Annotated in this window: 22 protein-coding genes and 1 pseudogene; 11 read left to right on the top strand and 12 right to left on the bottom strand. The window is 59.6% G+C overall.

Features of this window, described 5'->3' with window-relative positions; all coding sequences use genetic code 11:
* Positions 1–230 precede the first annotated feature (230 nt).
* On the bottom strand, positions 231–1,526 hold the full coding sequence (locus tag ACQ4OE_RS09410) for an OprD family porin (RefSeq protein ID WP_430946466.1): 1,296 nt from the start codon (positions 1,524–1,526) through the stop codon (positions 231–233).
* Positions 1,527–1,819: 293 nt separating this feature from the next.
* Here ACQ4OE_RS09410 and ACQ4OE_RS09415 point away from each other — a divergent pair, with 293 nt between their 5' ends.
* Both ACQ4OE_RS09415 and ACQ4OE_RS09420 read left to right on the top strand, forming a co-directional pair.
* A complete protein-coding gene (locus ACQ4OE_RS09415; protein ID WP_430946467.1) occupies positions 1,820–3,475 on the top strand; it encodes an MFS transporter in 1,656 nt (551 codons plus the stop codon).
* Complete coding sequence (locus ACQ4OE_RS09420; RefSeq protein ID WP_122590125.1) at positions 3,472–4,614, top strand: HlyD family secretion protein; 1,143 nt, start codon at positions 3,472–3,474, stop codon at positions 4,612–4,614. The genes ACQ4OE_RS09415 and ACQ4OE_RS09420 overlap by 4 nt, the downstream gene beginning before the upstream one ends.
* A 29-nt stretch (positions 4,615–4,643) precedes the next feature.
* On the opposite strand, the gene copD is transcribed toward ACQ4OE_RS09420, so the two are convergent.
* Together copD and copC are read right to left on the bottom strand one after the other, a co-directional pair.
* Complete coding sequence (copD, locus tag ACQ4OE_RS09425) at positions 4,644–5,501, bottom strand: copper homeostasis membrane protein CopD (protein ID WP_430946468.1); 858 nt, start codon at positions 5,499–5,501, stop codon at positions 4,644–4,646.
* A 3-nt stretch (positions 5,502–5,504) separates the two neighbouring features.
* Positions 5,505–5,867: a copper homeostasis periplasmic binding protein CopC gene (gene copC / locus ACQ4OE_RS09430; protein ID WP_430946559.1), complete on the bottom strand. Its 363-nt coding sequence runs from the start codon at positions 5,865–5,867 to the stop codon at positions 5,505–5,507.
* A gap of 138 nt (positions 5,868–6,005) precedes the next feature.
* Here copC and ACQ4OE_RS09435 point away from each other — a divergent pair, with 138 nt between their 5' ends.
* A complete protein-coding gene (locus tag ACQ4OE_RS09435) occupies positions 6,006–6,626 on the top strand; it encodes a TetR/AcrR family transcriptional regulator (protein WP_038365564.1) in 621 nt (206 codons plus the stop codon).
* A gap of 118 nt (positions 6,627–6,744) precedes the next feature.
* On the opposite strand, the gene preA is transcribed toward ACQ4OE_RS09435, so the two are convergent.
* The 3 genes from preA to hydA form a co-directional block, all read right to left on the bottom strand.
* Positions 6,745–8,019: an NAD-dependent dihydropyrimidine dehydrogenase subunit PreA gene (preA, locus tag ACQ4OE_RS09440; RefSeq protein WP_430946469.1), complete on the bottom strand. Its 1,275-nt coding sequence runs from the start codon at positions 8,017–8,019 to the stop codon at positions 6,745–6,747.
* The gene (locus ACQ4OE_RS09445) at positions 8,020–9,387 is read right to left on the bottom strand and encodes an NAD(P)-dependent oxidoreductase (protein ID WP_430946470.1); all 1,368 of its coding nucleotides are present in this window, start codon (positions 9,385–9,387) and stop codon (positions 8,020–8,022) included.
* Positions 9,388–9,570: 183 nt separating this feature from the next.
* Positions 9,571–11,010, bottom strand: a complete 1,440-nt coding sequence (hydA, locus tag ACQ4OE_RS09450; protein WP_430946471.1) for a dihydropyrimidinase — start codon at positions 11,008–11,010, stop codon at positions 9,571–9,573.
* Between the two features lie 624 nt (positions 11,011–11,634).
* Between hydA and ACQ4OE_RS09455 the strand changes: the two genes are divergently transcribed.
* Positions 11,635–13,119 (top strand): NCS1 family nucleobase:cation symporter-1, encoded by a 1,485-nt coding sequence (locus tag ACQ4OE_RS09455; RefSeq protein WP_122590117.1) that lies wholly within the window; start codon positions 11,635–11,637, stop codon positions 13,117–13,119.
* Positions 13,120–13,255: 136 nt separating this feature from the next.
* Positions 13,256–14,539: a Zn-dependent hydrolase gene (locus tag ACQ4OE_RS09460; RefSeq protein WP_430946472.1), complete on the top strand. Its 1,284-nt coding sequence runs from the start codon at positions 13,256–13,258 to the stop codon at positions 14,537–14,539.
* 144 nt (positions 14,540–14,683) lie between these two features.
* Here ACQ4OE_RS09460 and ACQ4OE_RS09465 read toward each other — a convergent pair whose 3' ends face one another.
* On the bottom strand, positions 14,684–14,893 hold the full coding sequence (locus tag ACQ4OE_RS09465) for a hypothetical protein (protein ID WP_122590113.1): 210 nt from the start codon (positions 14,891–14,893) through the stop codon (positions 14,684–14,686).
* Between the two features lie 285 nt (positions 14,894–15,178).
* Here ACQ4OE_RS09465 and ACQ4OE_RS09470 point away from each other — a divergent pair, with 285 nt between their 5' ends.
* Entirely contained in the window at positions 15,179–16,675 is a 1,497-nt protein-coding gene (locus ACQ4OE_RS09470; RefSeq protein ID WP_430946473.1) for a helix-turn-helix transcriptional regulator, read from the top strand.
* 136 nt (positions 16,676–16,811) lie between these two features.
* Positions 16,812–17,069, top strand: a complete 258-nt coding sequence (locus tag ACQ4OE_RS09475; protein WP_122590110.1) for a DUF1652 domain-containing protein — start codon at positions 16,812–16,814, stop codon at positions 17,067–17,069.
* Positions 17,070–17,599: 530 nt separating this feature from the next.
* Here the strand turns inward: ACQ4OE_RS09475 and ACQ4OE_RS09480 are convergent.
* The 5 genes and pseudogenes from ACQ4OE_RS09480 to ACQ4OE_RS09500 all read right to left on the bottom strand — a co-directional run.
* Positions 17,600–17,710, bottom strand: a pseudogene (locus tag ACQ4OE_RS09480) (metal ABC transporter ATP-binding protein); the annotation flags it as partial.
* A gap of 6 nt (positions 17,711–17,716) precedes the next feature.
* The gene (locus ACQ4OE_RS09485) at positions 17,717–18,484 is read right to left on the bottom strand and encodes an SDR family oxidoreductase (protein WP_007911074.1); all 768 of its coding nucleotides are present in this window, start codon (positions 18,482–18,484) and stop codon (positions 17,717–17,719) included.
* Between the two features lie 22 nt (positions 18,485–18,506).
* The gene (locus tag ACQ4OE_RS09490; protein WP_430946474.1) at positions 18,507–19,574 is read right to left on the bottom strand and encodes a phosphotransferase family protein; all 1,068 of its coding nucleotides are present in this window, start codon (positions 19,572–19,574) and stop codon (positions 18,507–18,509) included.
* Between the two features lie 161 nt (positions 19,575–19,735).
* On the bottom strand, positions 19,736–20,704 hold the full coding sequence (locus tag ACQ4OE_RS09495) for a 2-hydroxyacid dehydrogenase (protein ID WP_430946475.1): 969 nt from the start codon (positions 20,702–20,704) through the stop codon (positions 19,736–19,738).
* A 115-nt stretch (positions 20,705–20,819) separates the two neighbouring features.
* Complete coding sequence (locus ACQ4OE_RS09500; protein ID WP_430946476.1) at positions 20,820–21,203, bottom strand: tautomerase family protein; 384 nt, start codon at positions 21,201–21,203, stop codon at positions 20,820–20,822.
* 207 nt (positions 21,204–21,410) lie between these two features.
* On the opposite strand from ACQ4OE_RS09500, the gene ACQ4OE_RS09505 reads away from it, so the two are divergent.
* The 4 genes from ACQ4OE_RS09505 (at position 21,411) to ACQ4OE_RS09520 (ending at position 25,015) form a co-directional block, all read left to right on the top strand.
* Positions 21,411–21,605, top strand: a complete 195-nt coding sequence (locus ACQ4OE_RS09505) for a hypothetical protein (RefSeq protein WP_122594155.1) — start codon at positions 21,411–21,413, stop codon at positions 21,603–21,605.
* A gap of 49 nt (positions 21,606–21,654) precedes the next feature.
* On the top strand, positions 21,655–21,825 hold the full coding sequence (locus ACQ4OE_RS09510) for a hypothetical protein (protein WP_163005230.1): 171 nt from the start codon (positions 21,655–21,657) through the stop codon (positions 21,823–21,825).
* Between the two features lie 254 nt (positions 21,826–22,079).
* Positions 22,080–23,360 carry an HAAAP family serine/threonine permease gene (locus ACQ4OE_RS09515; protein ID WP_122594156.1) on the top strand — a complete coding sequence of 427 codons (1,281 nt, stop codon included), beginning with the start codon at positions 22,080–22,082 and terminating at the stop codon, positions 23,358–23,360.
* Between the two features lie 152 nt (positions 23,361–23,512).
* Positions 23,513–25,015 (top strand): aldehyde dehydrogenase family protein, encoded by a 1,503-nt coding sequence (locus ACQ4OE_RS09520; protein ID WP_430946477.1) that lies wholly within the window; start codon positions 23,513–23,515, stop codon positions 25,013–25,015.
* Positions 25,016–25,115 lie beyond the last annotated feature (100 nt).

Genomic DNA, 25,115 nt, shown 5'->3' on the forward strand with positions numbered 1-25,115 from the left:
CTGAAGTATCGGTAGGGTTTCCGGAACTTGTCAACGCGACTTTTGGTGTAAATGACGGATGGGCCGATGCTCTTTTCGGTCGGTACTCCAATCCTGAACTTGCAATGCGGTTCCCTGTGGGAGCGAGCCTGCTCGCGAAAGCGGTGTGTCATTAACAATTGATGTCGACTGACACGCCGCCTTCGCGAGCAGGCTCGCTCCCAGAGGGGGATTTGCGACAGCTCGGGAACTTACAACAACGAAATCGGATAACTGATAAAGAGCCGGTTCTCGTCAAACTCATTGGTGCTGAAGTCCCGACGCATCGTCGCGTTGCGCCATTTCACGTTGAGGTTTTTCAGCGGTCCGCTCTGCACGGTGTAGGCCAACTCAGATTCGCGGCCCCATTCCTTGCCATCGGTGATGGTCCCGGTGTGCACGTTATCGCCGCTGATGTAGCGGTTCATCATGGTCAACCCGGGGATGCCGAGGGCGACGAAGTTGTAGTCGTGGCGCAACTGCCAGGAGCGCTCTTTGGCGTTGTCATAACTGGCGTTGTAACTGTCGTTGGCGAGGGTGCCGCCGCTGGTGCCGTTGACCCGCATCCACGCATCGTCGCCGCTGAGTTTTTGCAGGCCGACATAGAACGTGTTGCCGCCGTATTTGGCCGAGAGCATGGCGAACGCGGTCTTGTTGTCGAGGTCGCCGGCCTGGGCGCTGCCGTCTTCCTTGCCGGTGAAGAACCCGAGGTTGGCGCCCAGGGTCCAGTCGCCCAACGGCTGGCTATGGCTGAGGTTGAAATACTGCTGTTGGTAGATATCGCTGAGTTCGGCGTACCACACGCCGACCAAGGTGCGCTTGTCGTTGAAGCTGTATTCGCCGCCGCCGAAGTTGAAGCGGTCCGAAGTGAACGCACCGCGGCCGTTCATCGACATGTCTTCCATGCTCGCGTCGTTACGCGGGCTGTTGCCGCGAAACTGGCCGCCGTAGACGGTCAGGCCATTGATCTCGGTGGACGTGATCTGGCCGCCGCGAAAGGTCTGCGGCAGGGAGCGGCCATCGTCGGAACGCAGGATCGGCAGCACCGGCATCCATTCGCCGACCTTCAATTCAGTCTTCGACACCTTGGCTTTCAGCGCCACGCCGAGGCGGCCGAAGTTGTCCGCCGGGCGGCCGTCATCGTGGATCGGCAACAACTGCGTACCGCCCGAGCCTTTGCCGCCATCGAGCTTTTGCGAATACATGCCCAGCACATCGAGGCCGAAGCCGACGGTGCCTTGGGTGAAGCCGGATTTCGCGTCGAGGATGAAGTTTTGTGTCCATTCTTCAGCCTTGCCCTGCGGGTTGGCCGGGTTGACGAAGTTGCGGTTGAAGTAGGCATTGCGCAGGTTCAGCGTGGCTTTGCTGTCTTCAAGAAAACCTTCGGCCTCGGCGCTCATCGGCATGACGAGGGCCAGGCTGCTGCAGCCGATCAGGCTTAAGGCGGTACGCGGGCGGGTGATGGAAAGACGGGAAGGGCGGACGGAATTGCAGACGAGTGTGCTCACTGTGACGCTCCCTGTTACGTTTGTTGTTTTTATTATTTGTTATACGTCGTCGTACAACATGGTTGCGGATATTTCCTACGTTCTCCGGGAATGTCAACAACAAGTTATACGATGACTGCCTGCCACTCCACGGAACCCTTGTGGGAGCGAGCCTGCTCGCGAATGCGGACTTTCATCCGCTGATGTTGTCGACTGACACAGCGCATTCGCGAGCAGGCTCGCTCCCACAGGGGAAACGTGTTTTGGCAATGAATTTACGGCAAACTTAACCACCTTCCGCCCAAGGCCTTTCAATGGATCAATACGCCCCTCGCCACTGGCAGCCGCACGAGAAGCCCAGTCTGCCCGGTTCTCCCTCGACGCCGCTGCACTCCACCCCCAAGCGCCTGGCGTATGCGTTGGTCGGTTTGCTGGTGGCGTTGACCGGTGGTTTGGGCAATTCGCTGGTGGTCGCCAACCTGACGTATCTGCAAGGCGCCCTCGGCGCGACCACGGCGGAAATGGCCTGGCTGCCGGCGGCGTACGTGATGACCAACGTGTCGATGAACCTGCTGTTGGTGAAGTTTCGTCAGCAGTTCGGTCTGCGCGCGTTCACCGAAGTGTTCCTGGTGTTGTATGCGCTGGTGACCTTCGGCCATTTGTTCGTCAACGACCTGAACTCGGCGGTGGCAGTGCGTGCGGCGCACGGCATGGTCGGCGCGGCGCTCAGCTCTCTGGGCCTGTATTACATGGTCCAGGCGTTCCCGGCGAAGTGGCGGATGAAGGCGCTGGTGCTCGGTCTCGGCACCTCGCAACTGGCCCTGCCGCTGGCGCGCTTGTTTTCCGAAGACTTGCTGCAAATCGCCGAATGGCGCGGCTTGTACCTGTTCGAATTGGGCATGGCCTTGCTGTCGCTCGGTTGCGTGTTGATGCTCAAGCTGCCGCCCGGCGACCGCTTCAAAACCTTCGAAAAACTCGATTTCCTGACCTTCGCGATTCTCGCCACAGGCGTCGCTCTATTGTGCGCGGTGCTGTCGCTGGGGCGAATTGACTGGTGGCTGGAGGCGGACTGGATAGGCGTTGCCCTGGCGTCGTCCATCGCGCTGATTCTCGCCGGCCTGGCCATCGAACATAACCGCAGCAACCCGATGTTGATGACCCGTTGGCTGGGCAGCGGAACGATGATCCGCCTGGCGCTGGCGGTAACCCTGATTCGCATGGTCACCTCGGAGCAGTCCACCGGGGCGGTGGGTTTCATGCAGAACCTGAACATGGGCTATGAGCAGTTGCACAGCCTGTACGTGGTGATGCTGTTTGGCAGCGTCGCGGGGTTGTTGACCAGCGCACTGACGATCGACCCCAAACACCTGCTGATGCCATTGATCATCTCGTTGGGCCTGATGGCCACCGGGTCGGTCATGGACAGTTATTCGAATAACCTGACCCGCCCGGAAAATCTGTATTTCAGTCAATTCCTGTTGGCCTTCGGCAGCACGTTTTTCCTCGGTCCGACCATGGTCCTCGGCACGCGCAACGTGCTGACCAATCCGCGCAATCTGGTGAGTTTTTCCGTGCTGTTCGGGATCTGCAATAACCTCGGCGGCCTGCTGGGCGCAGCGCTTCTGGGCACCTTCCAGATCGTCCGGGAAAAATTTCATTCCAGCCACATCGTTGAACACCTGACGCTGTCTGACCCTTTGGTGGCTGCGCGCGTGCAGAGCGGCGGCTCGGCGTACGGCCCGTTGCTGGCCGACCCGAGCCTGCGCAACCTCGCGGGTATTCGCAGCCTGTCCAACGCCGCGACCCGCGAGGCCAACGTGCTGGCCTATAACGACGTGTTCATGCTGATCGCCGTGATTGCGGTGCTGACCATGATCTGGCTGTCCATTCGTGCGCTGTGGCTGATGAGCACCACCAAAGCCGTCGCCCCTGCGCCATCCACACCTTCGAGCGGTGCCATTTCTTCATGACCGAACCGACCACCACAACCACCCATGCCATTGCCGCCACGCCTGAAGGTGTCGCGCCGCCGTCATCGCCGAACACCGAGCCGCGCTCGCTGCGGGTGCGGATTATTTCGTCGCTGGGCTTTGCCGCGATTGCCATCGTCGGCGTGTTGATCGTCTTGTATGCATGGCAACTGCCGCCGTTCAGCAGCGCGGTCGAAACCACTGAAAACGCGCTGGTACGCGGGCAGGTGACGATCATCGGTCCGCAGCTCGCCGGTTATGTTTTTGAAGTGCCGGTGCAGGATTTCCAGTACGTGAAGGCCGGTGATTTGCTGGTGCGCCTTGACGACCGTATCTATCAGCAACGCCTCGATCAATCGCTGGCGCAACTGGCGGTGCAGAAAGCCGCATTGGCCAACGTCGTGCAGCAACGCAACAGCGCCGAAGCAACCATCAAGTTGCGTCAAGCGGTGCAGGCCGACAGCGAAGCGCAGTTGCGCAAAAGCGAGGCGGATCTGCGCCGCAACAAAGAGTTGGTGCGCGACGGTTCGGTGTCGAAACGCGAGATGGACGTGGCGTTGGCGGCCAATGCGCAAAGCGTTGCAGCCGTCGCGCAGGCGAAGGCCAATCTGGAAATCGCCCGCCAGGATCTGCAAACGGTGATCGTCAATCGCGGCTCGCTGGAAGCGGCGGTGGCCAGCGCCGAAGCGGCGGTGCAACTGGCGCGGATCGACCTGTCGAATACGCGCATCGTCGCGCCCCGCGACGGCCAGCTCGGGCAGATCGGCGTGCGTCTTGGCGCCTACGTCAACTCCGGGGCGCAGTTGATGGCGTTGGTGCCGAACCAGAAATGGGTAATCGCCAACATGAAGGAAACGCAGATGGACAACGTGCGCGTCGGGCAACCGGTGCGCTTCACCGTCGATGCGTTGAACCACCGCAAATTCACCGGGCACGTGCAGCATATTTCGCCGGGGACCGGGTCGGAATTTGCTCTGTTGCAGGCGGATAACGCCACCGGCAACTTCGTCAAAATCGCCCAGCGGGTGCCGGTGCGGATCACCATTGATCCGGATCAGCAGGAAGAGGAACGGTTGCGGCCGGGGATGTCGGTGGTGGTCAGCATCGACACCGCCGCGGGCAACACGCAACCTCACTGACTCAATGCATAACCCTGTGGGAGCGGTGTTTATCCTGTGATCATCGGGGGCAGGGTGCCGAGCAGTGAAACGGCGGCGACGGCGCCAATCCCGAGTAACCATTCAAGCATCACACTGCGCCTGAGCGCGGCCATCCGCTTTTCGCAATCATCGATCCGCAAGCGGTTGAACAACGCCAAGCCAAGCATCCCCAGCACGATCAGCGCCTTGATCAACAGAATCAACGCAAACCCGCTGAACAGCGGCGTCGGCCACCACTGGCCGGTCAGCACGCGCACGTTGATCAATCCGGTGATCAGCAGCCCTGCGACCAGCGCATAACCGACGCCACTGAAGCGCCGCAGCACCCTCGACACCGGTTCCGTGGGCTGGCGCAAAATCATCACCAGCAACAACAACCCGCCGAGCCACGCGGCCACGCAGGTCAGATGAACGATCTGGTTGAGAATCAGCAGTTGCCCGCTCAAACCATCGAGCATCGCCCCGTGCCCGACCGGTGCCAGCGTCGCCAGCAGCAAGCCGCTCAAGCCCAGCCGCAACGGCAGGCTTGATCGCCACGGGGTAAACAACAACGCCAACAACACCGCGTTGATCAACAAGTGCCAGCGCCAGACCTGACCGAAAAACGTCTTGCCCAGCACCAGCGCAATCGTGTCCGGATCAAATGCCGCCGCAGTCGAACCGGCCATGCTCGCGGTAATCAAGAGCGCCCAGACGACCCCACTGACCAGCGCAATCGCGGTCAGCCAACGCGCCAGTCGCGCCAGGTGCCGGTCCACTTGCAGCGCTTCATCCTTGAGCAGCAACGGCCTGAACAGCCAGGCCCCGAACAGCATCAACACCACGATGAAATGCACAAAGCGGCACAGCACCAGCGCTTCACTCATGAATTACTGGCCAACCTTGAACTGATAGGCGCCTTCGCTTTTGTGCGTGTCGACCGATACCGCGTGCCATTCGACTTTGTATTCGCCGGCGCTCAGCGGTGCGGCGGGGGTGATGATCAGGGTTTTCTTGTCGTCTTCGGTGGTCAGCGGCTTGATCGCGATTGCTGCGCCATCCTTGGTTACGGTGACTTTAGTGAACGTGGCCTCGACGCCTTCGGAGAAGGTCAGGCGCAAATCAGCCGGTGCCGCGACAGTGCTGTCGGCGGCCGGGGTCTGGCTTTTCAGGTGGGCGTGGGCGAATACGCAAGATGCGGCGAACAGCGAGGCGAGCAGGGCAGTGGTGGTCAGGACGTTCTTGAGCAGCATCGCGGATACCTCTGAGGCAGGATCGAAAAACGTCAGTTTAGCCATCCGCTCGCCTCAGTACGAAGTTTTGTTTACAGCGTTCGCCCGCGCACCAGAGCGGATGCTAGTCTTGAGCAACGTTGGTGTCAGGGAGCCCACATGGGCAATCACAAGATCGAGATTCGTCGCAGTAACGTCGAGAAAATCCTCTTGGCGGCGGAGAAAGTCTTCGCCGAAAAAGGCTTCGGTGGCACCGCCATGGCCGACATCGCGGCCGAGGTGCAGCTGCCGCGTTCCAATCTGCATTACTACTTTTCAACCAAGAGCGAGCTGTACAGCGCGGTGCTGTTCGACTTGCTGGAAGTGTGGAAGCAGGATGCGCTGTGCTTCGAGATGTTCGACGACCCGCGCGTGGTGCTGAGCAGCTACATCCGCGCCAAGATGAACCACTCGCGCAGTCGCCCGTATGGTTCGAAAGTCTGGGCCAACGAAATCATCCACGGCGCGCCGACGCTGGGCGAAGCGCTGGATGTCAGCCTGTACGACTGGGCGAAGATGAAGGAAGCGAAGATTCGTCAGTGGGTCGAGGACAAGCGGATTCTGCCGGTGGAGCCTTCGAGCCTGCTGTACATGATCTGGGCGTCGACGCAGCACTATGCCGACTTTGATCATCAGGTGAATATTCTCAACGAGCATCAGCCGCTGTCGGACATGCAGTTCGAGCGGGCGGTGCAGACGGTGACGAGTGTGATCTTGCGCGGGATTGGGTTGGAACCCTAAGTCTTTTCCCTGATCGTTCCCACGCTCTGCGTGGGAATGCCTCAAGGGACGCTCCGCGTTCCAATGGGACGCAGAGCGTCCCGGGCTGCATTCCCACGCAGAGCGTGGGAACGATCAATCAGACAGCAACATGGTAGGGATTCCTCGGATCATGATTCCAGTCCAGAAACGGCTTGCCCGTTTCCATCGGCACCATCTCGATGCAGTCCGCCACCGGACAAGTGATCTGGCACAAATTACAGCCCACACACTCGTCATCGATCACTTCATATTTATGCGTGCCGTCCGCCTGCTTCAGACTGCCAATCGCTTGGTGTGAAGTGTCCTCGCAAGCAATGTGGCAGCGCCCGCAGCCAATGCACGCCGCCTGATCAATCTTCGCGATCACCTGATAGTTGATATCGAGGTACTTCCAGTCGGTGGTATTACTCACCGCACGCCCGGAAAACTCACTGATGTTGGCGTAACCCTGACTGTCCATCCACCGCGACAGCCCGTCCTTCATCTCCTCGACAATCCTGAAACCATGCAGCATCGCCGCCGTGCACACCTGCACCGCGCCGCTGCCCAGCGCCATGAACTCCGCCGCGTCGCGCCAACTGCCGATGCCGCCAATCCCGCAGATCGGCAGGCCTTGGGTTTCTGGATCGCGGGCAATCTCGGCAACCATGTTCAGCGCAATCGGCTTCACCGCCGAGCCGCAATAACCGCCGTGGGTGCTTTTGCTGCCGACGGTGGGCAGGGCGACCATGTGCTCCAGATCGACGCTGGTGATCGAGTTGATCGTATTGATCAGCGACACCGCATCCGCGCCACCGCGATACGCCGCCCGGGCAGCCACACGAATGTCGGTAATGTTCGGCGTCAGTTTGACGATCACCGGCAGCGAGCAATAAGTCTTGCACCAGCGCGTGACCTGCTCGACGTACTCCGGCACCTGACCGACCGCCGCGCCCATGCCGCGTTCGGGCATGCCGTGGGGGCAACCGAAATTCAATTCGATGCCGTCAGCGCCGGTCGCTTCGACCAGCGGCAGAATGTGTTTCCACGACTCTTCGACGCACGGCACCATCAGCGAAACGATCAGCGCACGATCCGGCCAGTCCTTCTTCACCTGAGTGATTTCGCGCAGGTTGATTTCCAGCGAGCGGTCGGTGATCAGCTCGATGTTGTTGATGCCCAGCACTTCGCGGTTGTTGCCGTAGTGCGCCGAGTAACGCGACGACACGTTGACCGCCGCCGGGTCCTCGCCGAGGGTTTTCCAGACCACACCGCCCCAGCCCGCTTCAAAGGCGCGGACGACGTTGTAGGCTTTGTCGGTTGGCGGCGCGGAAGCCAGCCAGAACGGATTCGGCGCTTTGATGCCAGCGAAGACTATCGACAGATCGGCCATTTATGCAGCCTCCACGTTGAGCATCAGTTGAACGTTGATCGCCTCGGCGGCGCGTTTGCCGTGCTGCACGGCTTGCACGGTGAGGTCTTGATCGAGGCTGGTGCAATCGCCGCCGGCATACACGCCGGGGATGCTGGTGCGCAGATTTTCGTCGACCTGAATGCGTTCGCCCTGACGCTTGAGTTCGCGGGCCAACGGGTCGGCGAGGGCGCCGTTGTCGAAGGCTTGGCCGATGGCTTTGAAGATCGCATCGGCGGCCAGTTCGAAGGTTTCTCCGGTGGTTTGCAGGCGACCGTCGACCAGATCGGTGCGAGCGAAACGCATGCCGCGCACGTGGCCGTGATCGTCGAGCAGCACTTCTTCCGGTTGCGCCCAGGTCAGCAGGCGCACCTGATTGGCTTTGGCAATGTCTTGTTCATGGCCGGTGGCGCCCATGTCGGCGGCACCTCGGCGATACACCAGATTCACATCGCGGGCGCCGAGGCGGGCCATTTGCACGGCCATGTCGATCGCCGTGTTGCCGGCGCCGAGGACGATGCAGCGCTCGGCCAGCGGCAGTTGCGTGAGGTCATCGGCCTGGCGCAGTTCGCGAATGTAATCGGTGGCGGCGAGCAGGCCCGGGGCATCTTCGTGGGCCAAACCGAGTTGTTTGCTCGCGTTGAGGCCGAGACCGAGGAACACCGCGTCGAACTGTTGATGCAGTTCACTCAGCGTCAGGTTGTCGCCGAGTTTCTGCCCATGACGAATTTCGATGCCACCGATTTGCAGAAGAAAATCCAGTTCCTTCTGTGCATAGTCGTCGACCAGTTTGTACTTGGCGATCCCGTATTCATTGAGGCCGCCAGCCTTCTCCCGCGCTTCGAAAATCACCACGTCGTGACCGTGCATGGCGCTGCGATGCGCGCAGGACAAACCGGCCGGACCGGCACCGACCACGGCAATGCGTTTGCCGGTGGCGGCGGCGCGTTGGAAGGGGTGTTCAGCAAAATGGGCGTTATCGACGGCGTAGCGTTGCAGGAGGCCGATCAGCACTGGCGCACATTCGTGGGCGTTGTTGCGCACGCAGGCTTGCTGGCAAAGAATTTCAGTCGGACACACCCGCGCGCAACTGCCGCCGAGGATGTTCGCCGAGAGGATTTTCTGCGCGGCACCGGTCACATTGTCCTGGTGGATATTGCGGATGAATGAGGGGATGTCGATCTCGCTAGGGCAAGCATTCACGCAAGGCGCGTCGTAGCAATACAGGCAGCGCGAGGCTTCCAGATGCGCCTGGCGATCGTTGAGCGGTGGCGCCAGATCAGTGAAATGCCCAGCGAGGGCGGCCGCGCTCTCGTGCGGGTGGGGGAGATGGTTCAGGGTCTCGATCACGGTTTTTTGCCTCACGGTTATTGAGGTTCTCTGCCTCTGATGGGCAGTGGATTTTTGATCGTTCCCACGCTCTGCGTGGGAATGCCTCTAGGGACGCTCTGCGTCCAGTGACGCGGAGCGTCACGGGCTGCATTCCCACGCAGAGCGTGGGAACGATCATTTATGAGGCCGAAGGCCTCGATATCAGCGTTTCACAGCAACTGGCTTATGTTGCTCAGCCCGCTTGCTCAGCAAATCAAACACCGCCGGATACGCCGGCCGTTCGATGTACCGCCCGGCCCCGCGCTCAGCACGCAGATCGCCATCGGCCCAGACCACGCGGCCCTGGCTGACGGTATGGCTCGGCACGCCGCGCACGGTCTTGCCTTCGAAGATGTTGAAATCCACCTGCTGATGGTGGGTCTTGGCGGAGATGGTCCGTGTCCCTTGCGGGTCCCACAGCACCAGATCGGCATCGGCACCGACACGGATCGCGCCTTTGCGCGGATAGAGGTTGAAGATCTTCGCGGTGTTGGTGGAGGTGAGGGCGACGAAATCCTGCATCGACAAACGCCCGGAATTAACGCCCTCATCCCAAAGCACCGCCATGCGATCTTCGATACCCGCCGTGCCGTTAGGGATTTTGCTGAAGTCATCACGACCCGCCGCTTTTTGCTCGGCGCAGAAGCAGCAATGATCCGTCGCAGTGGTGTGCAAATTACCGTTCTGCAGCCCGTGCCACAGCGCCTCTTGATGACCGCGCGGACGGAACGGCGGGCTCATCACGTAACCCGCAGCAGTCTGCCAGTCCGGGTGTTGGTAGACGCTATCGTCGAGCAGCAAATGTCCGGCCAGCACTTCGCCGTAAACCGGCTGACCCTTGCTGCGCGCATAGGTGATTTCGTCGAGGGCTTCCTTGGTCGAGACGTGCACCAGATACAACGGCGTGCCAATGGTTTCAGCGATACGAATCGCTCGGCTCGCCGCTTCCCCTTCAACCTGCGAAGGACGCGACAACGGATGCGCCTCCGGCCCGGTGATGCCCTGGGCCATCAACTTGCGTTGCAGGTGATACACCAATTCGCCGTTTTCCGCGTGCACGGTCGGCACCGCGCCGAGCTCTAGACAGCGCTCGAAACTCGCCACCAGCGTGTCGTCGGCAGCCATGATCGCGTTCTTGTAGGCCATGAAATGCTTGAAGCTGTTGATGCCGTGATGGCTGACCAGTTCGGCCATTTCCTCACGCACCTGCTCGCTCCACCAGGTGATTGCGACATGGAAGCCATAGTCGGATGCGGATTTTTCCGCCCAGCCGCGCCACTGATGAAACGCTTCCATCAATGACTGCTGTGGATTGGGAATGACGAAGTCGATGATCGACGTGGTGCCACCGGCCAAACCAGCCGCTGTGCCGCTGTAAAAGTCCTCACTGGCAACGGTGCCCATGAACGGCAGTTGCATGTGGGTGTGCGGATCGATGCCGCCGGGCATCAGATATTGGCCGCTGCCGTCGAGCACTTCGGCGCCGGCGGGAATATCAAGGTTTTCACCGATGGCTTTGATCACGCCGTCGGTGCAATAGACGTCGGCGCGATAACTTTCATCATGGGTAACAACGGTGGCGCCACGGATCAACAGAGACATTCCGAGTTCCTCGCAGGCATGACCGACTTGTGCCGGTTCTAGATGTTTTAGTGATGTACAGCGTGGCAAGGTGTATTCCTGTCAGCGCTGTCAGGAATAGAAACTAGTCGCAGATTTGCAATAGATCAAGATTATTTTTTATAAGCTTATGGCTGTTTTAAGTGCATGAAAAATAACGATAAAAAGTCATAATCACCAAAATGGTGAGGCTGTTCACCATTTTGACGCACTTGACAGGATGGAAATATGAGCAAGATTTCCTATGTGAAATCAGCCGCTTGAAGTTGAGCTGCGGCGGCGCGCTCACAATGAAAATAAATATCGTGCACCAGTTTGAGTCCTGTCTGTTCGGACAACTTGCCAAGTGTTTAGCCTGAGCACCCAGACAAGTTTCCGCGAACTCAACCGGTGAATAATTAAAATTGATGAATATCAGAAAGTTGCAAAGCGTTTAACCCTCGGCCCGATGCGCAAGCGCGGCACCCGGCACGTTTATTGATGCCGCCGCTGACAACGTGGCCGGTGTACGAAAGTTGTCAGTTCCTCCGGCCATCGTCCGGCTCGCACTCTGTGTGCAAGCCGCCTGATGAGCAAAAAAATAATCAGAAGAACAGTGGAGCGGCCATGCAACAGAACAGATCGCAAGTGACCGAGCGCGACGGCTTGTTCGAACTCGAAGCCGGCAGCGACGTCCTCGACAGTCCCCGTTACAACCACGACATGGCACCGACCAAGGTGCGCGAACGAACCTGGAACAAATGGCACATCACCGCGCTGTGGGTCGGCATGTCGATCTGCGTGCCGACCTACACCCTCGGTGGCGTGCTGACGGCGTACTTCGGCTTGAGCGTCGGTGAAGCGCTGCTGGCGATTCTGTTCGCCAACATCATCGTGTTGATTCCGCTGACGCTTAACGCCTTTCCCGGCACCAAGTACGGCATCCCGTTTCCGGTGTTGCTGCGTTCCTCGTTCGGGATTCTCGGCTCCAACGTTCCGTGTCTGATTCGCGCGTTGGTCGCGTGTGGCTGGTTCGGTATCCAGACAATGTTTGGCGGTCTGGCGATTCACCTGTTTCTCGGCTCGATTTTCGACGGCTGGAAATCCCTCGGTGGCACCGGCGAAGTGATCGGCTTCATGATTTTCTGGGCGCTGAACCTGTGGGTGGTGATTCGCGGCGCCGAGTCGATCAAGTGGCTGGAAACCTTGTCCGCGCCGTTGCTGGTGGCGGTCGGCATCGGCTTGCTGGTGTGGGCGATGCCCAATGTCTCGATGACCGAACTGCTGGCGATCCCGCCGAAACGTCCGGAAGGCGCCAGTGTGGTGAGTTACTTCGCCGCCGGCCTGACAGCGATGGTGGGATTCTGGGCGACGTTGTCGCTGAACATTCCGGACTTCAGTCGTTACGCCAAGAGCCAGAAAGATCAAATCCTCGGGCAGATTTTCGGCCTGCCGCTGACCATGTTTTTGTTCGCGTCGCTGGGCGTGATCATGACGGCGGCGTCAGTGAAACTGGTCGGCGTAACCGTGTCTGATCCGGTGACGCTGATCGGTCATATCCAGAGCCCGGTGTGGGTTGCGGTGGCCATGGCGCTGATCATCATCGCCACGTTGTCGACCAACACGGCGGCGAACATTGTCTCGCCCACCAATGACTTCCAGAACATCGCGCCCAAGGTGATCAACCGCACCAAAGCGGTGTTGCTGACCGGGTTGGTCGGGCTGTTGCTGATGGGCCATGAGCTGCTGAAAAAGCTTGGTTTGATTGTCTCCGATGTCAGTCTGGAGACGGTTTATTCCAATTGGCTGCTGGGCTATTCGAGCCTGCTCGGGCCGATTGCCGGGATCATGGTGGTGGACTATTTCCTGATCAAGAAACAGCAACTGGACCTGGCCGGGTTGTACCGCGATGACGTTTATCCGGCGTGGAACCGGGCCGGGTTTCTCGCCTTTGGTGTGCCGGTGGTGCTGACGTTGTTGTCGCTCGGTAGCGATGCGTTCAGCTGGTTTTACAGCTACGGCTGGTTCACCGGCTCGGCGTTGGGCGGGATTATTTATTACGGGTTGTGCGTGATGCGTGCGCAGCCTTCTGCCGTGAAATCAGCGGTGTAACTCATGATCGTTCCCACGCTCTGCGTGGGAATGCAGTCCGGGACGCTCTGCGTCCCAACAGCGGACGCAGAGCGTCCATGGATGAGTTCCCACGCAGAGCGTGGGAACTATCGGCATCAACACTGAGGAGATCCCCATGAACGCAGCCGTAGACGTTCTGCAATCGACCCATCAGCACATCAACCGCGATCGCCTGTGGGCCTCGCTCATGGAGCTGGCCAAGCTCGGCGCCACGGTCAAGGGCGGCGTCTGTCGACTGGCCCTGACCGACCTCGACCGCCAGGCCCGCGACCTGTTCGTGCAATGGTGCAAGGACGCCGGGTGCAGCGTCACGGTCGATGCCGTCGGCAATATCTTCGCCCGACGCCCGGGGCGCAATCCCGACCTGCCGCCGGTCATGACCGGCAGCCACATCGACACCCAACCCACCGGCGGCAAATTCGACGGCTGCTTCGGCGTGCTCGCCGGCGTTGAAGTCCTGCGCACCCTCAACGACCTGAAAGTGGAAACCGAAGCACCGTTGGAAGTGGTGGTCTGGACCAACGAAGAAGGCTCACGCTTCGCGCCATGCATGATGGGCTCCGGCGTGTTCGCCGAGAAATTCACCCTCGAAGAAACCTTGGCCAAAGTCGATGCCGACGGCGTGACAGTGGGCGAAGCGTTGAATGCGATCGGCTACGCCGGCCCGCGCAAGGTCAGCGGACACCAGGTCGGCGCCTACTTCGAAGCGCACATCGAACAAGGTCCGATCCTCGAAGACGAACAGAAAACCATCGGCGTGGTGCTCGGCGCGCTGGGGCAGAAGTGGTTCGACCTCAAACTGCGCGGCGTCGAGGCGCACGCCGGCCCGACCCCGATGCACCTGCGCAAAGACGCATTGGTCGGCGCCTCGGTCATCGTCGGCGCTGTCAACCGCGCCGCTCTCGGCCATCAACCCCACGCCTGCGGCACCGTCGGCTGCCTGCAAGCCTACCCCGGCTCGCGCAACGTCATCCCCGGCGAAGTGCGCATGACTCTGGACTTCCGGCATCTGGAACCGGCGCGGCTGGATTCGATGATCGCCGAGGTCAAACATGTCATCGAAGCCACTTGCGAAGAACATGGCCTGACCTATGAGCTAACGCCGACGGCCGACTTCCCACCGCTGTATTTCGAAAAAGGCTGCGTGGAAGCGGTGCGTGGTGCAGCGAAAGGGTTGGGGTTATCGCACATGGACATCGTCAGCGGCGCCGGCCACGACGCGATTTTTCTTGCCGAACTTGGCCCTGCCGGGATGATTTTCGTGCCGTGTGAAGGCGGGATCAGCCACAACGAAATCGAAAACGCCGCGCCGGATGATCTGGCGGCCGGGTGCGCGGTGTTGTTGCGGGCGATGCTCGCGGCTTCGGCGGCGGTGGCATCTGGTAAAGCCGCCGCATAAACATCAACAGATCGCAGCCTGCAACTGTGGGAGCGAGCCTGCTCGCGAAAGCGTTGTTTCAGTTAACACATGAGTGATTGACACACCGCCCTCGCGAGCAGGCTCGCTCCCACAGGGTTTTGTTTATTCAGTTAAATGAAGTGATCAACCGGGGCGGTCATTTTTGCTTGCGGCACTTGTGCGCCGGTCATTGCCCTGCGGATTGCCCACATCCAGCAACCGCCTCTCCACCAACACATTCTCCAACGCCTGACGCTCAAACGGCGCCATTTGGTGTTCGCGCTTTTTCAGCTCCAGCAGAATGGGGCTGGACCAGGTGCGATAGGTCTGTTCGATGTTGCGACGCGACGCCATCAGTCTCTCCTTGATCAAGAGCCCGGTTTTGCTGGCAGGGGCTCAGTCCGATGAGGGATTAACCTTAGCCGACAAACCCGGAAGTCGCGAATAGACACAATCCCCTGTAGGAGTGAGCCTGCTCGCGATAGCAGTCTCTCAGCCACATCAACTCTTACTGATACGCCGCTATCGCGAGCAGGCTCACTCCTACAGGGGCTCTGGGTGTCCGCAAATATTGGCTCGGCACGATCACCAACCCGTGCGGTCGTACTCTTCACATGGCGCATCACTTGTGGAGATCCAATGAGCCAGGAAGTCCTGACCACCGAAACCAATCGCCGCCAGTTGCAGCAGATCATCGCCGGGTTGTCCGACGGGGTGATCCTGCTGGAGCTCGATCAGAGCATCCTCTGGGCCAACGAAGCCGCGCTGGCCATGCACGGTGTCAGCCGGATCGGTGAGCTGGGCCATAACGCTGCCGAGTACGCGCAACGCTTCAGCCTGCGCTACCGCAATAATCACGCGCTGGCGGCGGAAAACTACCCGATCAGCCGGGTCGCGCGTTGCGAAATGTTCAACGACGTCCTGATCGAACTGTTCGCCGTCGATGACCCCGAGCGGGTCTGGGTCCACAGCGTGCGCAGCATGATCCTCACCGATCGCGAAGGTCAGCCCGAGTCGCTGGTGCTGATCATGAGCGACGTCACCGATTGGGCCAACGCCGAGCAGCGTTTCGAGAAAACCTTCAACGCCAACCCGGCACCGGCTGTGATCTGTCGTCTCAGCGATCTGCGCTATATCAAGGTCAACCCGGGGTTTCTGGAAATGACCGGCTACAGCCGCGAGCAGGTGATCGGCACCTCGGCCTATGAAATCGACATCTATGAGCACGCCGAGAAAAAGGATTTGGCCATTCAGCGTCTGCGCGACGTGGCGACCATTCCGCAGATGCAGGCGGAACTGCGCTTGCCCGATGGTGGCAGCAAACAGGTGATCGTCGCCGGTCAGCCGCTGCAGCTCAACGACGAGTCTTGCATGCTGTTCTCGTTCGTCGACATCGACCTGCGGCACAAGGCTGAACTCGCGTTGCGCCAGAGTGAAGAGCGTTTCGCCAAGGCCTTCCGCCTGACGCCGGTGCCGATCCTGATCTGCAGCGCCGACGGGCAGGAAGTGATCGATGTGAATCAGGCGTTCCTCGAAACCCTGGCCTACGACAGCGACGAGGTGCTCGGCAAAAACGTGACGCAGCTCGACTTCATCAGCGACAAAGGCGCCCGTGCGCGGTTACTGACGGCCTTGGGAAACAGCGGGCGCGTCGACCGGGTTGACGTGCAAGTGCGCAAGAAGGACGGCGATGTGCTCGAGTGCGCGTTGTCCGCCGACACCGTCAACATTCAGGACATACCGTGTTATCTACTGGTGCTGATGGACATCACTGAACGCAAGCGCACCGAGCTTGAGCTGGTGGCGGCGATTGAAGAGGTGATGAAAGATGCTTCATGGTTCAGCCGTACGCTGATCGAAAAACTGGCTAACGTGAAGAAGGTCAACTCGCCGCAACTGCCGAGCGTGTCGTTCACCGACCTGACGGCGCGCGAGCGCGATGTGCTCGGCCTGATCTGCGAAGGACTGGCCGACAAGGAGATCGCCGCTCGCCTGAAACTGGCGCTGAATACGGTGCGCAATCATGTGGCGACGGTGTATTCCAAGCTGGATGTGCACAGCCGGAGTGAGGCGATTGTCTGGGCGCGGGAGCGTGGTTTGTTTTCCGGAGACTCAGTCGGCAAGGGTCAGCGCTGAGGTGCAAATGCACTAGTTCAGGTGGTGCAAATGCAGGTATTGGTGCAGCGGCACTGTTCTTAGTCTTGTGGGGTGCGATACGAGCCTGTTTGCGCTTGTGATCGTGTCCCCTTGAAGTTGCTGAAGGACAGCCGTAATGATGAATCTTGCGCAGTTGCGCGTGCAGCTTGAGCGTAGTTTTTCGCCGCTGGCGTGTGAGTGTCTGGTGGATGGTGACCATTCCATGACCGTGAAGCTTTTTCACCCCGTCTCCGGGCAGGTGGATCTGGTGATCAGTGGGCTGAAGCTGGATGCGCTGCGAACGCCGGAGTCGGTAGAGGCGTTGATTGAAGAGTTGCGGTATGAGCTGGAGAGTAATTCTTTGCGGTCTTCGCGGGATCCTGATCTGGTTTAGATCTTGGCGGCCTACGGGTCGACCAATCTCCAGCAGACTGCTTGCACTTCCACTGTGGGAGCCCGTCTGCTCGCGAAGACTGCCTGTCTGGCCCTACTTGTTTCAATCTGCAAATCCTCTTGCATCCCAACGCAAAATCGACAGCCATCAACTGCCAATACCTCGCTTTACTGGCACATGCGAGCCTGTCGACTATAAAGAATGAGTGGTCAGGTCTTCCGTGGTCGGTTCGGTCGCGGGAGTGGCTCTTTCATTTACCGCGGGTCGTCCTATGAACAATCCTGGGAAACGCGTGTTGCCGTTGGCTTTTTTCGTTGCTTTGCTGGCGGGCTGTGCCAGTCCGCCGCCACCTCCACCTGTTGCACCACCGCCACCGCCGGAACGTACTTGCCAAGTCCTCGAAAACACAGAGGTTGCCGGTGATATGTATGTCGACGGGCAGGTCACTCGCCACATCACCACCACCCGTTGCGTCACGCAATAGCGCCGGCGGGGCGTTAGTCCCGGATTGAGCGGATTGTGCTGACCTCCTGTGGGAGCGAGCTTGCTCGCGAATGCGGTGTATCAGTCACCGATAATGTTGACTGAGATGAAGCCTTCGCGAGCAGGCTTGCTCCCACAGGGTGGGTGTGTGTCAGCAATGGGAATCAGGACAGGAACCCGCCATCCACATTCAGCGCAACGCCGGTGGTGTAGCTCGATGCGTCACTGGCCAGGTACAACACCGCGCCAGCCATTTCGCTCGGATCCGCCACGCGCTTGAGCGGGATCTGGGTCAGTGCCTGCTTGAGAATCGCATCGTTTTTCACCAGCGCCGAGGCAAATTTGGTGTCGGTCAGGCCCGGCAGCAGGGCATTGCAACGGATGCCGAACTGCGCGCATTCCTTGGCGAAGACCTTGGTCATGTTGATCACGGCGGCCTTGGTCACCGAGTAGATGCCCTGGAAAATCCCCGGCGAAATGCCGTTGATCGAGGCAACGTTGATGATGCTGCCGCCACCGTTTTCGCGCATCAGCTTGCCGGCTTCAACCGACATGAAGAAGTAGCCGCGAATGTTCACGTCGACGGTTTTCTGGAACGCGCCGAGATCGGTGTCGAGGACGTTGCAGAACTGCGGGTTGGTCGCGGCATTGTTGACCAGAATGTCGAGGCGGCCGAACTGTTCCTTGATTCCGGCGAACACTTGGGCAATCTGCTCCATCTCACCGATGTGGCACGCGACCGCAGTGGCCTTGCCGCCTGCGGCGATGATCGCGTCGGCAACGTGTTGGCAGCCGTCGAGTTTGCGGCTGGAAACAATGACGTGGGCGCCTTGCTGGGCCAACAGTTTGGCAATGGCTTCACCGATGCCACGGCTGGCGCCGGAGACGAATGCGATTTTGCCGTCGAGGTCGAACAACTGAGTCTTGGACATAAGGGTTCCTGAGTGTGGGCCGTCAGAGGCTCGATTTCGAAATGACTTGCAGGCTCATCTGCTCGAGCAGTTTGTTCATGTGAATGAACTGCGCGAAGCGTTTGTCCTGGGTCTGGCCATGGTAGAAGCGGTAGTAGATCTGCTGCACGATGCCGGCCAGGCGGAACAGGCCGTAGGTGTAGTAGAAATCGAAATTGTCGATCTGGATGCCCGAGCGCTCGGCGTAGTAATCGACGAACTCGCGGCGCGTGAGCATGCCTGGCGAGTGGCTCGGCTGGCGGCGCATCAATTGCACCGGCGCAGGGTCATCCGCCTGAATCCAGTAGGCGAGGGTGTTGCCCAAGTCCATCAGCGGATCGCCGAGGGTGGTCAGTTCCCAGTCGAGCACACCGATGATCTGCATCGGGTTGTGCGGGTCGAGGATAACGTTGTCGAAGCGGTAGTCGTTGTGGACGATGCTTGAGGTCGGGTGGTCGGCGGGCATCTTGTCGTTGAGCCAGACTTTCACTGCTTCCCAGTGCGGCGCGTCCGGGGTCAGGGCTTTTTCGTAGCGTTCGCTCCAGCCTTTGATCTGGCGCGCGACGTAGCCTTCCGGCTTGCCGAGATCGCCGAGGCCGCAGGCGTTGTAATCGACACGGTGCAACTCGACGAAGCGGTCGATAAAGCTTTTGCACAGCGCTTCGGTTTTCGCTGAATCCAGACCCAGTTCCGGCGGCAACTCAGAACGCAGGATGATCCCGTTGACCCGTTCCATCACGTAGAACTCGGCGCCGATCACTGATTCGTCGGTGCAGTGCACGTAGGCTTTCGGGCAATAGGGGAAACCGTCGCGCAACTGATTGAGAATGCGAAATTCGCGGCCCATGTCGTGGGCGGATTTGGCCTTGTGGCCGAACGGCGGACGGCGCAGGACGAATTCCTGATCCGGGTATTCCAGAAGATAAGTCAGGTTCGACGCACCGCCCGGAAACTGACTGATCTGTGGTGTGCCGTTGAGGCCCGGAATGTGCGCCTTGAGGTACGGGTCGATCAGGCTGGCATCGAGTTCTTCGCCCGAGCGGATACGGGTGGACTGGTCAGTAAGCGCCATGCTTATCCCTTCTGCTTATTTTGGAGGCCAGACATCATTGGCTAATCTAATGGCGCGCCCGATTGCTCACAAGCGCGGACAGGTCTTATAGGTTAGCGTGTTGCCGGATAATCAGCGTTCCGAATAAGCAGATCGAGCCCTTGGGTTAAAGCGATCGCAGCTCAGTGCACCCGCTGGTTACTGTGCCTTGGCGGCAGCGCGATCGGGGTTAGCACCGGCTGCCCGGAGAAGAATGCCACGAGGTTTTTCCCCACCAATTCCACCGTGCCCTGGGTAGCTTCCGGTGAGAGACCGGCCACGTGGGGCGTGAGCAGTACGTTGCTGAGGGATTTCAGAGCATCCGGCACTTGCGGCTCATGGTCGAATACGTCCAGGGCGGCGCCGGCAATTCGCCGTTGTTCCAGCGCGCTGATCAGATCCGCCGTAGCGATCACACTGGCGCGGGCAATGTTGACGATGAACCCGTTCGGCCCGAGCGCATCCAGCACCGCCCGCGTGACCAGATGTTGAGTGCCGATGCCGCCGGGCGTGGCCACGATCAGAAAGTCCGAGGCCCGTGCCAGTTCGGTCGGCGTCGAACAGAAGGTGTACGGCACTTCGTTGCGCACCTGACGGCTGTGGTAGCTGACCGACATGTCGAAACCGAGGTTGGCACGTTTCGCGATCGCCAGGCCTACCGCACCCAAACCCAGAATTCCCAAGCGTTTGCCGGCCAGCGACGGACGCATGATTTTCGGCCATTCACCGCGTCTGACCGCCGCATCGCAACGCGGAATGTCACGGACCAGAGCCAGCAACATCGCCATGGCATGGTCAGCCACGGAAGAGGCGTTGACCCCGGCGCCATTGGTCACGGTAATTCCGCGATCACTGGCGGCTTGCAGATCGACCTGCTCATAACCGGCACCGATCACGGTGATGATCCGCAGCGCCGGCAGCGCAGCTATTTCGGCGGCGGTCAGGCCCAGCGGGCCGCGGGTCAACACCGCATCGATGCGACTGCCGTGGGTGGCGATGGCTTGCGCACGTTCTGCCGGCGTCGGCGCCAGAATCAGGTGAAAGCCCTGATGTTCGAGAATCGGCAAATAGTCATTGATGGTTTCAACCAGTACCAGAACGGTGGCGGGCATTGCGCGGCTCCTGAGATCAATGGCGGTTCGGTCGCGAAAGTCGTGTCAGAGTGCTGATTCCAGAGCGGTTTGGCAATGCTGGCCGCAGTCCCGCTTCAAGCAGTGTAGCGGCGTCTCAGGTCACGTACTGAGCGATGCCGTTGCCGAACGACCAGTTTTCTTTTTTGACTTCCACCAGATTGATGAACACGTCTTCCAGCCGCACCGCCAGATGCGTGTGCAGGCTCTCGGCGATGGTTTTGAACAGCAGCTGTTTCTTTTCTACCGTGCGTCCTTCGCTGATGGTGATCTGAATGAACACCATCCCGTCGGTGCGCTGGATTCCAAGGTATTGCGGGTCGTAGACGAAGTGTCGGGCGTCATGCTCGGCGAGGATCTGGAAATTGTCGTGCTCGGGCACATCGATGCAGCTGCGCAGCGCGGCATAAATATGTTCGCCGACGCGCTTGGCGAAGCTGGGGTCGGGGTTTTGCTGGATGTCGACGCGGACAAGTGGCATGGGCAGGCTCCGTGGGGTAGGGGGCTTATCTCACGCTAGATCATGCCGGCCAGAATGAAAGTATTTCGCTGTCTGAGGCGACCTACGAAATTCGCGGATTTTGCCTACAAATTTGGCGGATTGATCTGCTATCGGGCAATCGATGAGTACGAAATCATAAGGGCACTAAGCTGCCCGTCAGCGATTGCCAGCAGCCAAGGAAGGCGAATGCTCAAGAACAACCGCGAATATCTGGAGCTGGAAAGGCTGGAGAACGAGTCAAGGAAGCTGGTGGCTGAAAGACAGAAGCTTCTGGCGGAAGAAAAAAAGCTGAATAGAGAGACGAGTTTTTATCCGCTCGCAGTATTAGCGGGAGTAGCGACAGCAGTCACTGCAATAGCAGGCGTTTTCTTCAAGCTGTGATTATTCGCATTTTACTGCTTTCAGACCATGACCCAGAAAGGAAATCAACATGAGTACCTATGATCGCAAAGCCAGAATGGAAGAAATGGAGCGGGAACACGATGAGTGGGCTGAAAGAGTACGCATTAAAAACAAGGGCGATATGTTCCCGGTCTGGGCGACGCTAGCGTTTGGAATCTTTTGCTGGTCACTTGGATTCTTGTTGGGTAGATCGATCTGATCTGTTTATCTCGACAAGATTCGGCGCAGATACCTTTCAGAAAACGACATGTCACTTGCTCATTGACGACAGGCATTTTCCCGAAAACGACAACCCGTTAATCTGCTCCGCACAACCATTCCTCAGCTAAGTCTTTGCTTCTGTTGATTTATCGCGGAGAATCGCGCCCCTGTTTCGGCCGGAGCATGTCTGTCGGTTTTTTCCGACGCGTCCTGACCGAGTGGCAAGTGACCGGAATGCGGAGATCCGACCGGATGAATGATCAGGCCAAAAGCGTCGACCAGCGCTTTGACGCAGCAGCACCAGCCGAGCTGTCGAGCTGGAATCGCCAGGACACCACCTGGATGTTGGGACTGTTTGGGACGGCCATCGGCGCCGGCACCCTGTTTTTGCCGATCAACGCAGGACTCGGTGGTTTCTGGCCACTGGTGATCCTCGCGCTGCTGGCGTTCCCGATGACGTTCTACGCGCACCGGGGCCTGACCCGCTTTGTATTGTCCGGTCGCGAAGGCGCCGACATCACCGAGGTGGTCGAGCAGCATTTCGGCATCAAGGCCGGCGCGCTGATCACATTGCTGTACTTCTTCGCGATCTTTCCGATCCTGCTGATCTACAGCGTTGGCCTGACCAACACGGTCGCGAGTTTCCTCGAACACCAACTGCACATCACGCCGCCACCGCGCGCCCTGTTGTCGTTCGTGCTGATTCTCGGTTTGCTGGCCGTCGTGCGTTGCGGCGAGCAGGCAATCGTCAAGGCCATGAGCCTGATGGTCTATCCGTTCATCGTCGCGCTGCTGTTTTTGGCGGTCTACCTGATCCCGCACTGGAACGGCGGCATCCTCGCCACTGCTTCGCACGTGCCGGCACCGTCGGCCTTGCTGCACACGCTGTGGCTGGCCATCCCGGTAATGGTGTTCTCGTTCAACCATTCGCCGATCATCTCGGCGTTCGCCGTGGACCAGAAACGTCGTTACGGCGTGCATGCCGAAGAGCGCAGCTCGCAGATCTTGTCCCGCGCCCACGCGTTGATGGTGCTGATGGTGCTGTTCTTCGTCTTCAGCTGCGTGTTGACCCTGTCGCCTGAGCAACTGGCTGAAGCGAAAGCGCAGAACCTGTCGATCCTGTCGTACCTGGCCAACCACTTCAGCAATCCGACCATTGCGTTCGCTGCGCCGTTGATTGCATTCGTGGCGATCTCCAAGTCGTTCCTCGGCCACTACATTGGTGCCAGCGAAGGCCTCAAAGGTTTGATCGTCAAGAGCGGCAAGCGTCCGAGCGCCAAAGCACTGGACCGCATCGTTGCCGCGTTCATGCTGGTGGTGTGCTGGATCGTCGCGACCCTGAACCCGAGCATCCTCGGCATGATCGAAACCATCGGTGGCCCGGTCATCGCGGCGATCCTGTTCCTGATGCCGATGTACGCGATCCGTAAAGTGCCGGCGATGGCGCGTTATCGTGGTCAGGCGTCGAACGTGTTTGTCACTGCCGTAGGTCTGGTGGCGATTTCGGCGTTGATTTATTCGTTGACGGCGTAAGCCAGAATACGCAATTGACGCAGGAACAATGGCCGCTGTGCGTGATGCGCACAGCGGCTTTTTTTCGTCCGGAGATTGGCGATTGAACAGGTGTATTTCAGCGGCGAATCCGCTACATTTTCCGGCCGCTCTCCGCATGGTGAATTCGCTTCATGTCTCTTGCACTCGAACGTCTGGTCGCTGGCACGCCGATCCCTTTCGCTGGAAACCGCGTCACCGTGGTCAGCCCCGAACTGGCCGCTCGGTTTCAGCCCGGTGACCATCTGCTGGTCGAGCAGGTCAGTGGCGAACTGCTGCTGATTCCAGTGGCGGATCAGCAAGCGGCGTCCGTGGCGATAGAGCGGGCGGCGGCTGCGTTCACAGCATTGGCGGCTGTGTCCGATGAGTCCATCAGTCAATTCTTTGATCTGTTCGCGCAACGCCTGGAAACCCCCGATGGCTGGGCGCAGATCGAAGCCGCCAACCAGGCCGATATTGAACGGGCCAAGGCTCGCGGTCGTTCCACCACCCGTTTGCTCGCCGATGAACGCATGCGCCGCGACATGATCGCCGGCCTGCGCGCCTGGCGTGATGCGGCGGCAACGCGCGGCAAAGTCATCAGCAGCGTCGAGCATGATGGCTGGAAGGTCGAGCAAGTGGTTTCACCGCTGGGCATCGTGGCCTTTGTCTTTGAAGGGCGGCCGAACGTGTTTGCCGATGCGGCCGGGGTCTTGCGCACCGGCAACACCGCCGTGCTGCGCATTGGCAGCGATGCATTGGGCACAGCGCAAGCCATCGTCACCCACGCCTTGAACCCGGCACTGGCCGATGCCGGTTTGCCGGCCGGCGCGGTGTCGCTGGTGGAAAGTGTCAATCACGCCGCCGGTTGGGCGATGTTTGCCGATCGACGTTTATCGCTGGCGGTGGCGCGCGGTTCGGGGCGAGCGGTCAGTCAACTGGGCAGCATCGCTCAGCAGGCCGGCACCGCGGTGAGCCTCCACGGCACGGGCGGTGCTTGGCTGGTTGCTGATCGCGATGCCGATGCCAAGCGCTTCGCCGCCGTGGTGCGCAACTCGCTGGATCGCAAGGTGTGCAACACGCTGAATGTCTGCTTGATCCAGCGTGAGCGTGCGGCTGAACTGGTGCCGTTGTTCCTCGAGGCATTGCAGCAAGCTGGTAATGCTCGGGGGCAGGGCTGCAAATTGCACATCGTCGAAGGCAGCCAGGGTTGCCTGCCGAGCGAGTGGCAGCAGGCGACGGTCGAAGTTTATCGCGCCGGGGGTTATCAGACCGAAGCACTGGCCGAACCCTTGGCGCAGTCCGAGTTGGGTCGCGAGTGGGAGTGGGAGGAAACCCCGGAAGTCAGCCTGATGATTGTTGACGATCTGGATCAGGCGATTGCGCTGTTCAACCGCTACAGCCCGCAATTCACTGTGTCGTTGATCAGTGAGGACGCTGTGGCTCATGAGCGTTTTTACAATGCGGTAAACGCGCCGTTCGTAGGCAATGGCATCACCCGTTGGGTGGATGGTCAGTACGCGCTGAATAAACCGGAGTTGGGGCTTTCGAACTGGGAAAGCGGGCGGTTGTTTGCGCGCAGTGCGATTTTGTCGGGCGACGGCGTATTCACCGTGCGCAGCCGCATGACCCAGGTCGATCTCACGGTAAAACGCTGATATCCCCGGCAACACAGCCCCCTCAATGTAGGAGCTGCCGAAGCTGCGATCTTTTGATGTTGGTTTTTCAAGATCAAAAGATCGCAGCCTTCGGCAGCTC

It is taken from the genome of Pseudomonas sp. WC2, assembly GCF_050586545.1.
Classification (GTDB): domain Bacteria; phylum Pseudomonadota; class Gammaproteobacteria; order Pseudomonadales; family Pseudomonadaceae; genus Aquipseudomonas.

Coding starts and splice junctions, on each gene's coding strand:
- ACQ4OE_RS09415 (WP_430946467.1), top strand. CDS start 1,820: ATGGATCAATACGCCCCTCGCCACTGGCAGCCGCACGAGAAGCCCAGT.
- ACQ4OE_RS09420 (WP_122590125.1), top strand. CDS start 3,472: ATGACCGAACCGACCACCACAACCACCCATGCCATTGCCGCCACGCCT.
- copD (WP_430946468.1), bottom strand. CDS start 5,501: ATGAGTGAAGCGCTGGTGCTGTGCCGCTTTGTGCATTTCATCGTGGTG.
- copC (WP_430946559.1), bottom strand. CDS start 5,867: ATGCTGCTCAAGAACGTCCTGACCACCACTGCCCTGCTCGCCTCGCTG.
- ACQ4OE_RS09435 (WP_038365564.1), top strand. CDS start 6,006: ATGGGCAATCACAAGATCGAGATTCGTCGCAGTAACGTCGAGAAAATC.
- preA (WP_430946469.1), bottom strand. CDS start 8,019: ATGGCCGATCTGTCGATAGTCTTCGCTGGCATCAAAGCGCCGAATCCG.
- hydA (WP_430946471.1), bottom strand. CDS start 11,010: ATGTCTCTGTTGATCCGTGGCGCCACCGTTGTTACCCATGATGAAAGT.
- ACQ4OE_RS09455 (WP_122590117.1), top strand. CDS start 11,635: ATGCAACAGAACAGATCGCAAGTGACCGAGCGCGACGGCTTGTTCGAA.
- ACQ4OE_RS09460 (WP_430946472.1), top strand. CDS start 13,256: ATGAACGCAGCCGTAGACGTTCTGCAATCGACCCATCAGCACATCAAC.
- ACQ4OE_RS09465 (WP_122590113.1), bottom strand. CDS start 14,893: ATGGCGTCGCGTCGCAACATCGAACAGACCTATCGCACCTGGTCCAGC.
- ACQ4OE_RS09470 (WP_430946473.1), top strand. CDS start 15,179: ATGAGCCAGGAAGTCCTGACCACCGAAACCAATCGCCGCCAGTTGCAG.
- ACQ4OE_RS09475 (WP_122590110.1), top strand. CDS start 16,812: ATGATGAATCTTGCGCAGTTGCGCGTGCAGCTTGAGCGTAGTTTTTCG.
- ACQ4OE_RS09485 (WP_007911074.1), bottom strand. CDS start 18,484: ATGTCCAAGACTCAGTTGTTCGACCTCGACGGCAAAATCGCATTCGTC.
- ACQ4OE_RS09490 (WP_430946474.1), bottom strand. CDS start 19,574: ATGGCGCTTACTGACCAGTCCACCCGTATCCGCTCGGGCGAAGAACTC.
- ACQ4OE_RS09495 (WP_430946475.1), bottom strand. CDS start 20,704: ATGCCCGCCACCGTTCTGGTACTGGTTGAAACCATCAATGACTATTTG.
- ACQ4OE_RS09500 (WP_430946476.1), bottom strand. CDS start 21,203: ATGCCACTTGTCCGCGTCGACATCCAGCAAAACCCCGACCCCAGCTTC.
- ACQ4OE_RS09505 (WP_122594155.1), top strand. CDS start 21,411: ATGCTCAAGAACAACCGCGAATATCTGGAGCTGGAAAGGCTGGAGAAC.
- ACQ4OE_RS09510 (WP_163005230.1), top strand. CDS start 21,655: ATGAGTACCTATGATCGCAAAGCCAGAATGGAAGAAATGGAGCGGGAA.
- ACQ4OE_RS09515 (WP_122594156.1), top strand. CDS start 22,080: ATGAATGATCAGGCCAAAAGCGTCGACCAGCGCTTTGACGCAGCAGCA.
- ACQ4OE_RS09520 (WP_430946477.1), top strand. CDS start 23,513: ATGTCTCTTGCACTCGAACGTCTGGTCGCTGGCACGCCGATCCCTTTC.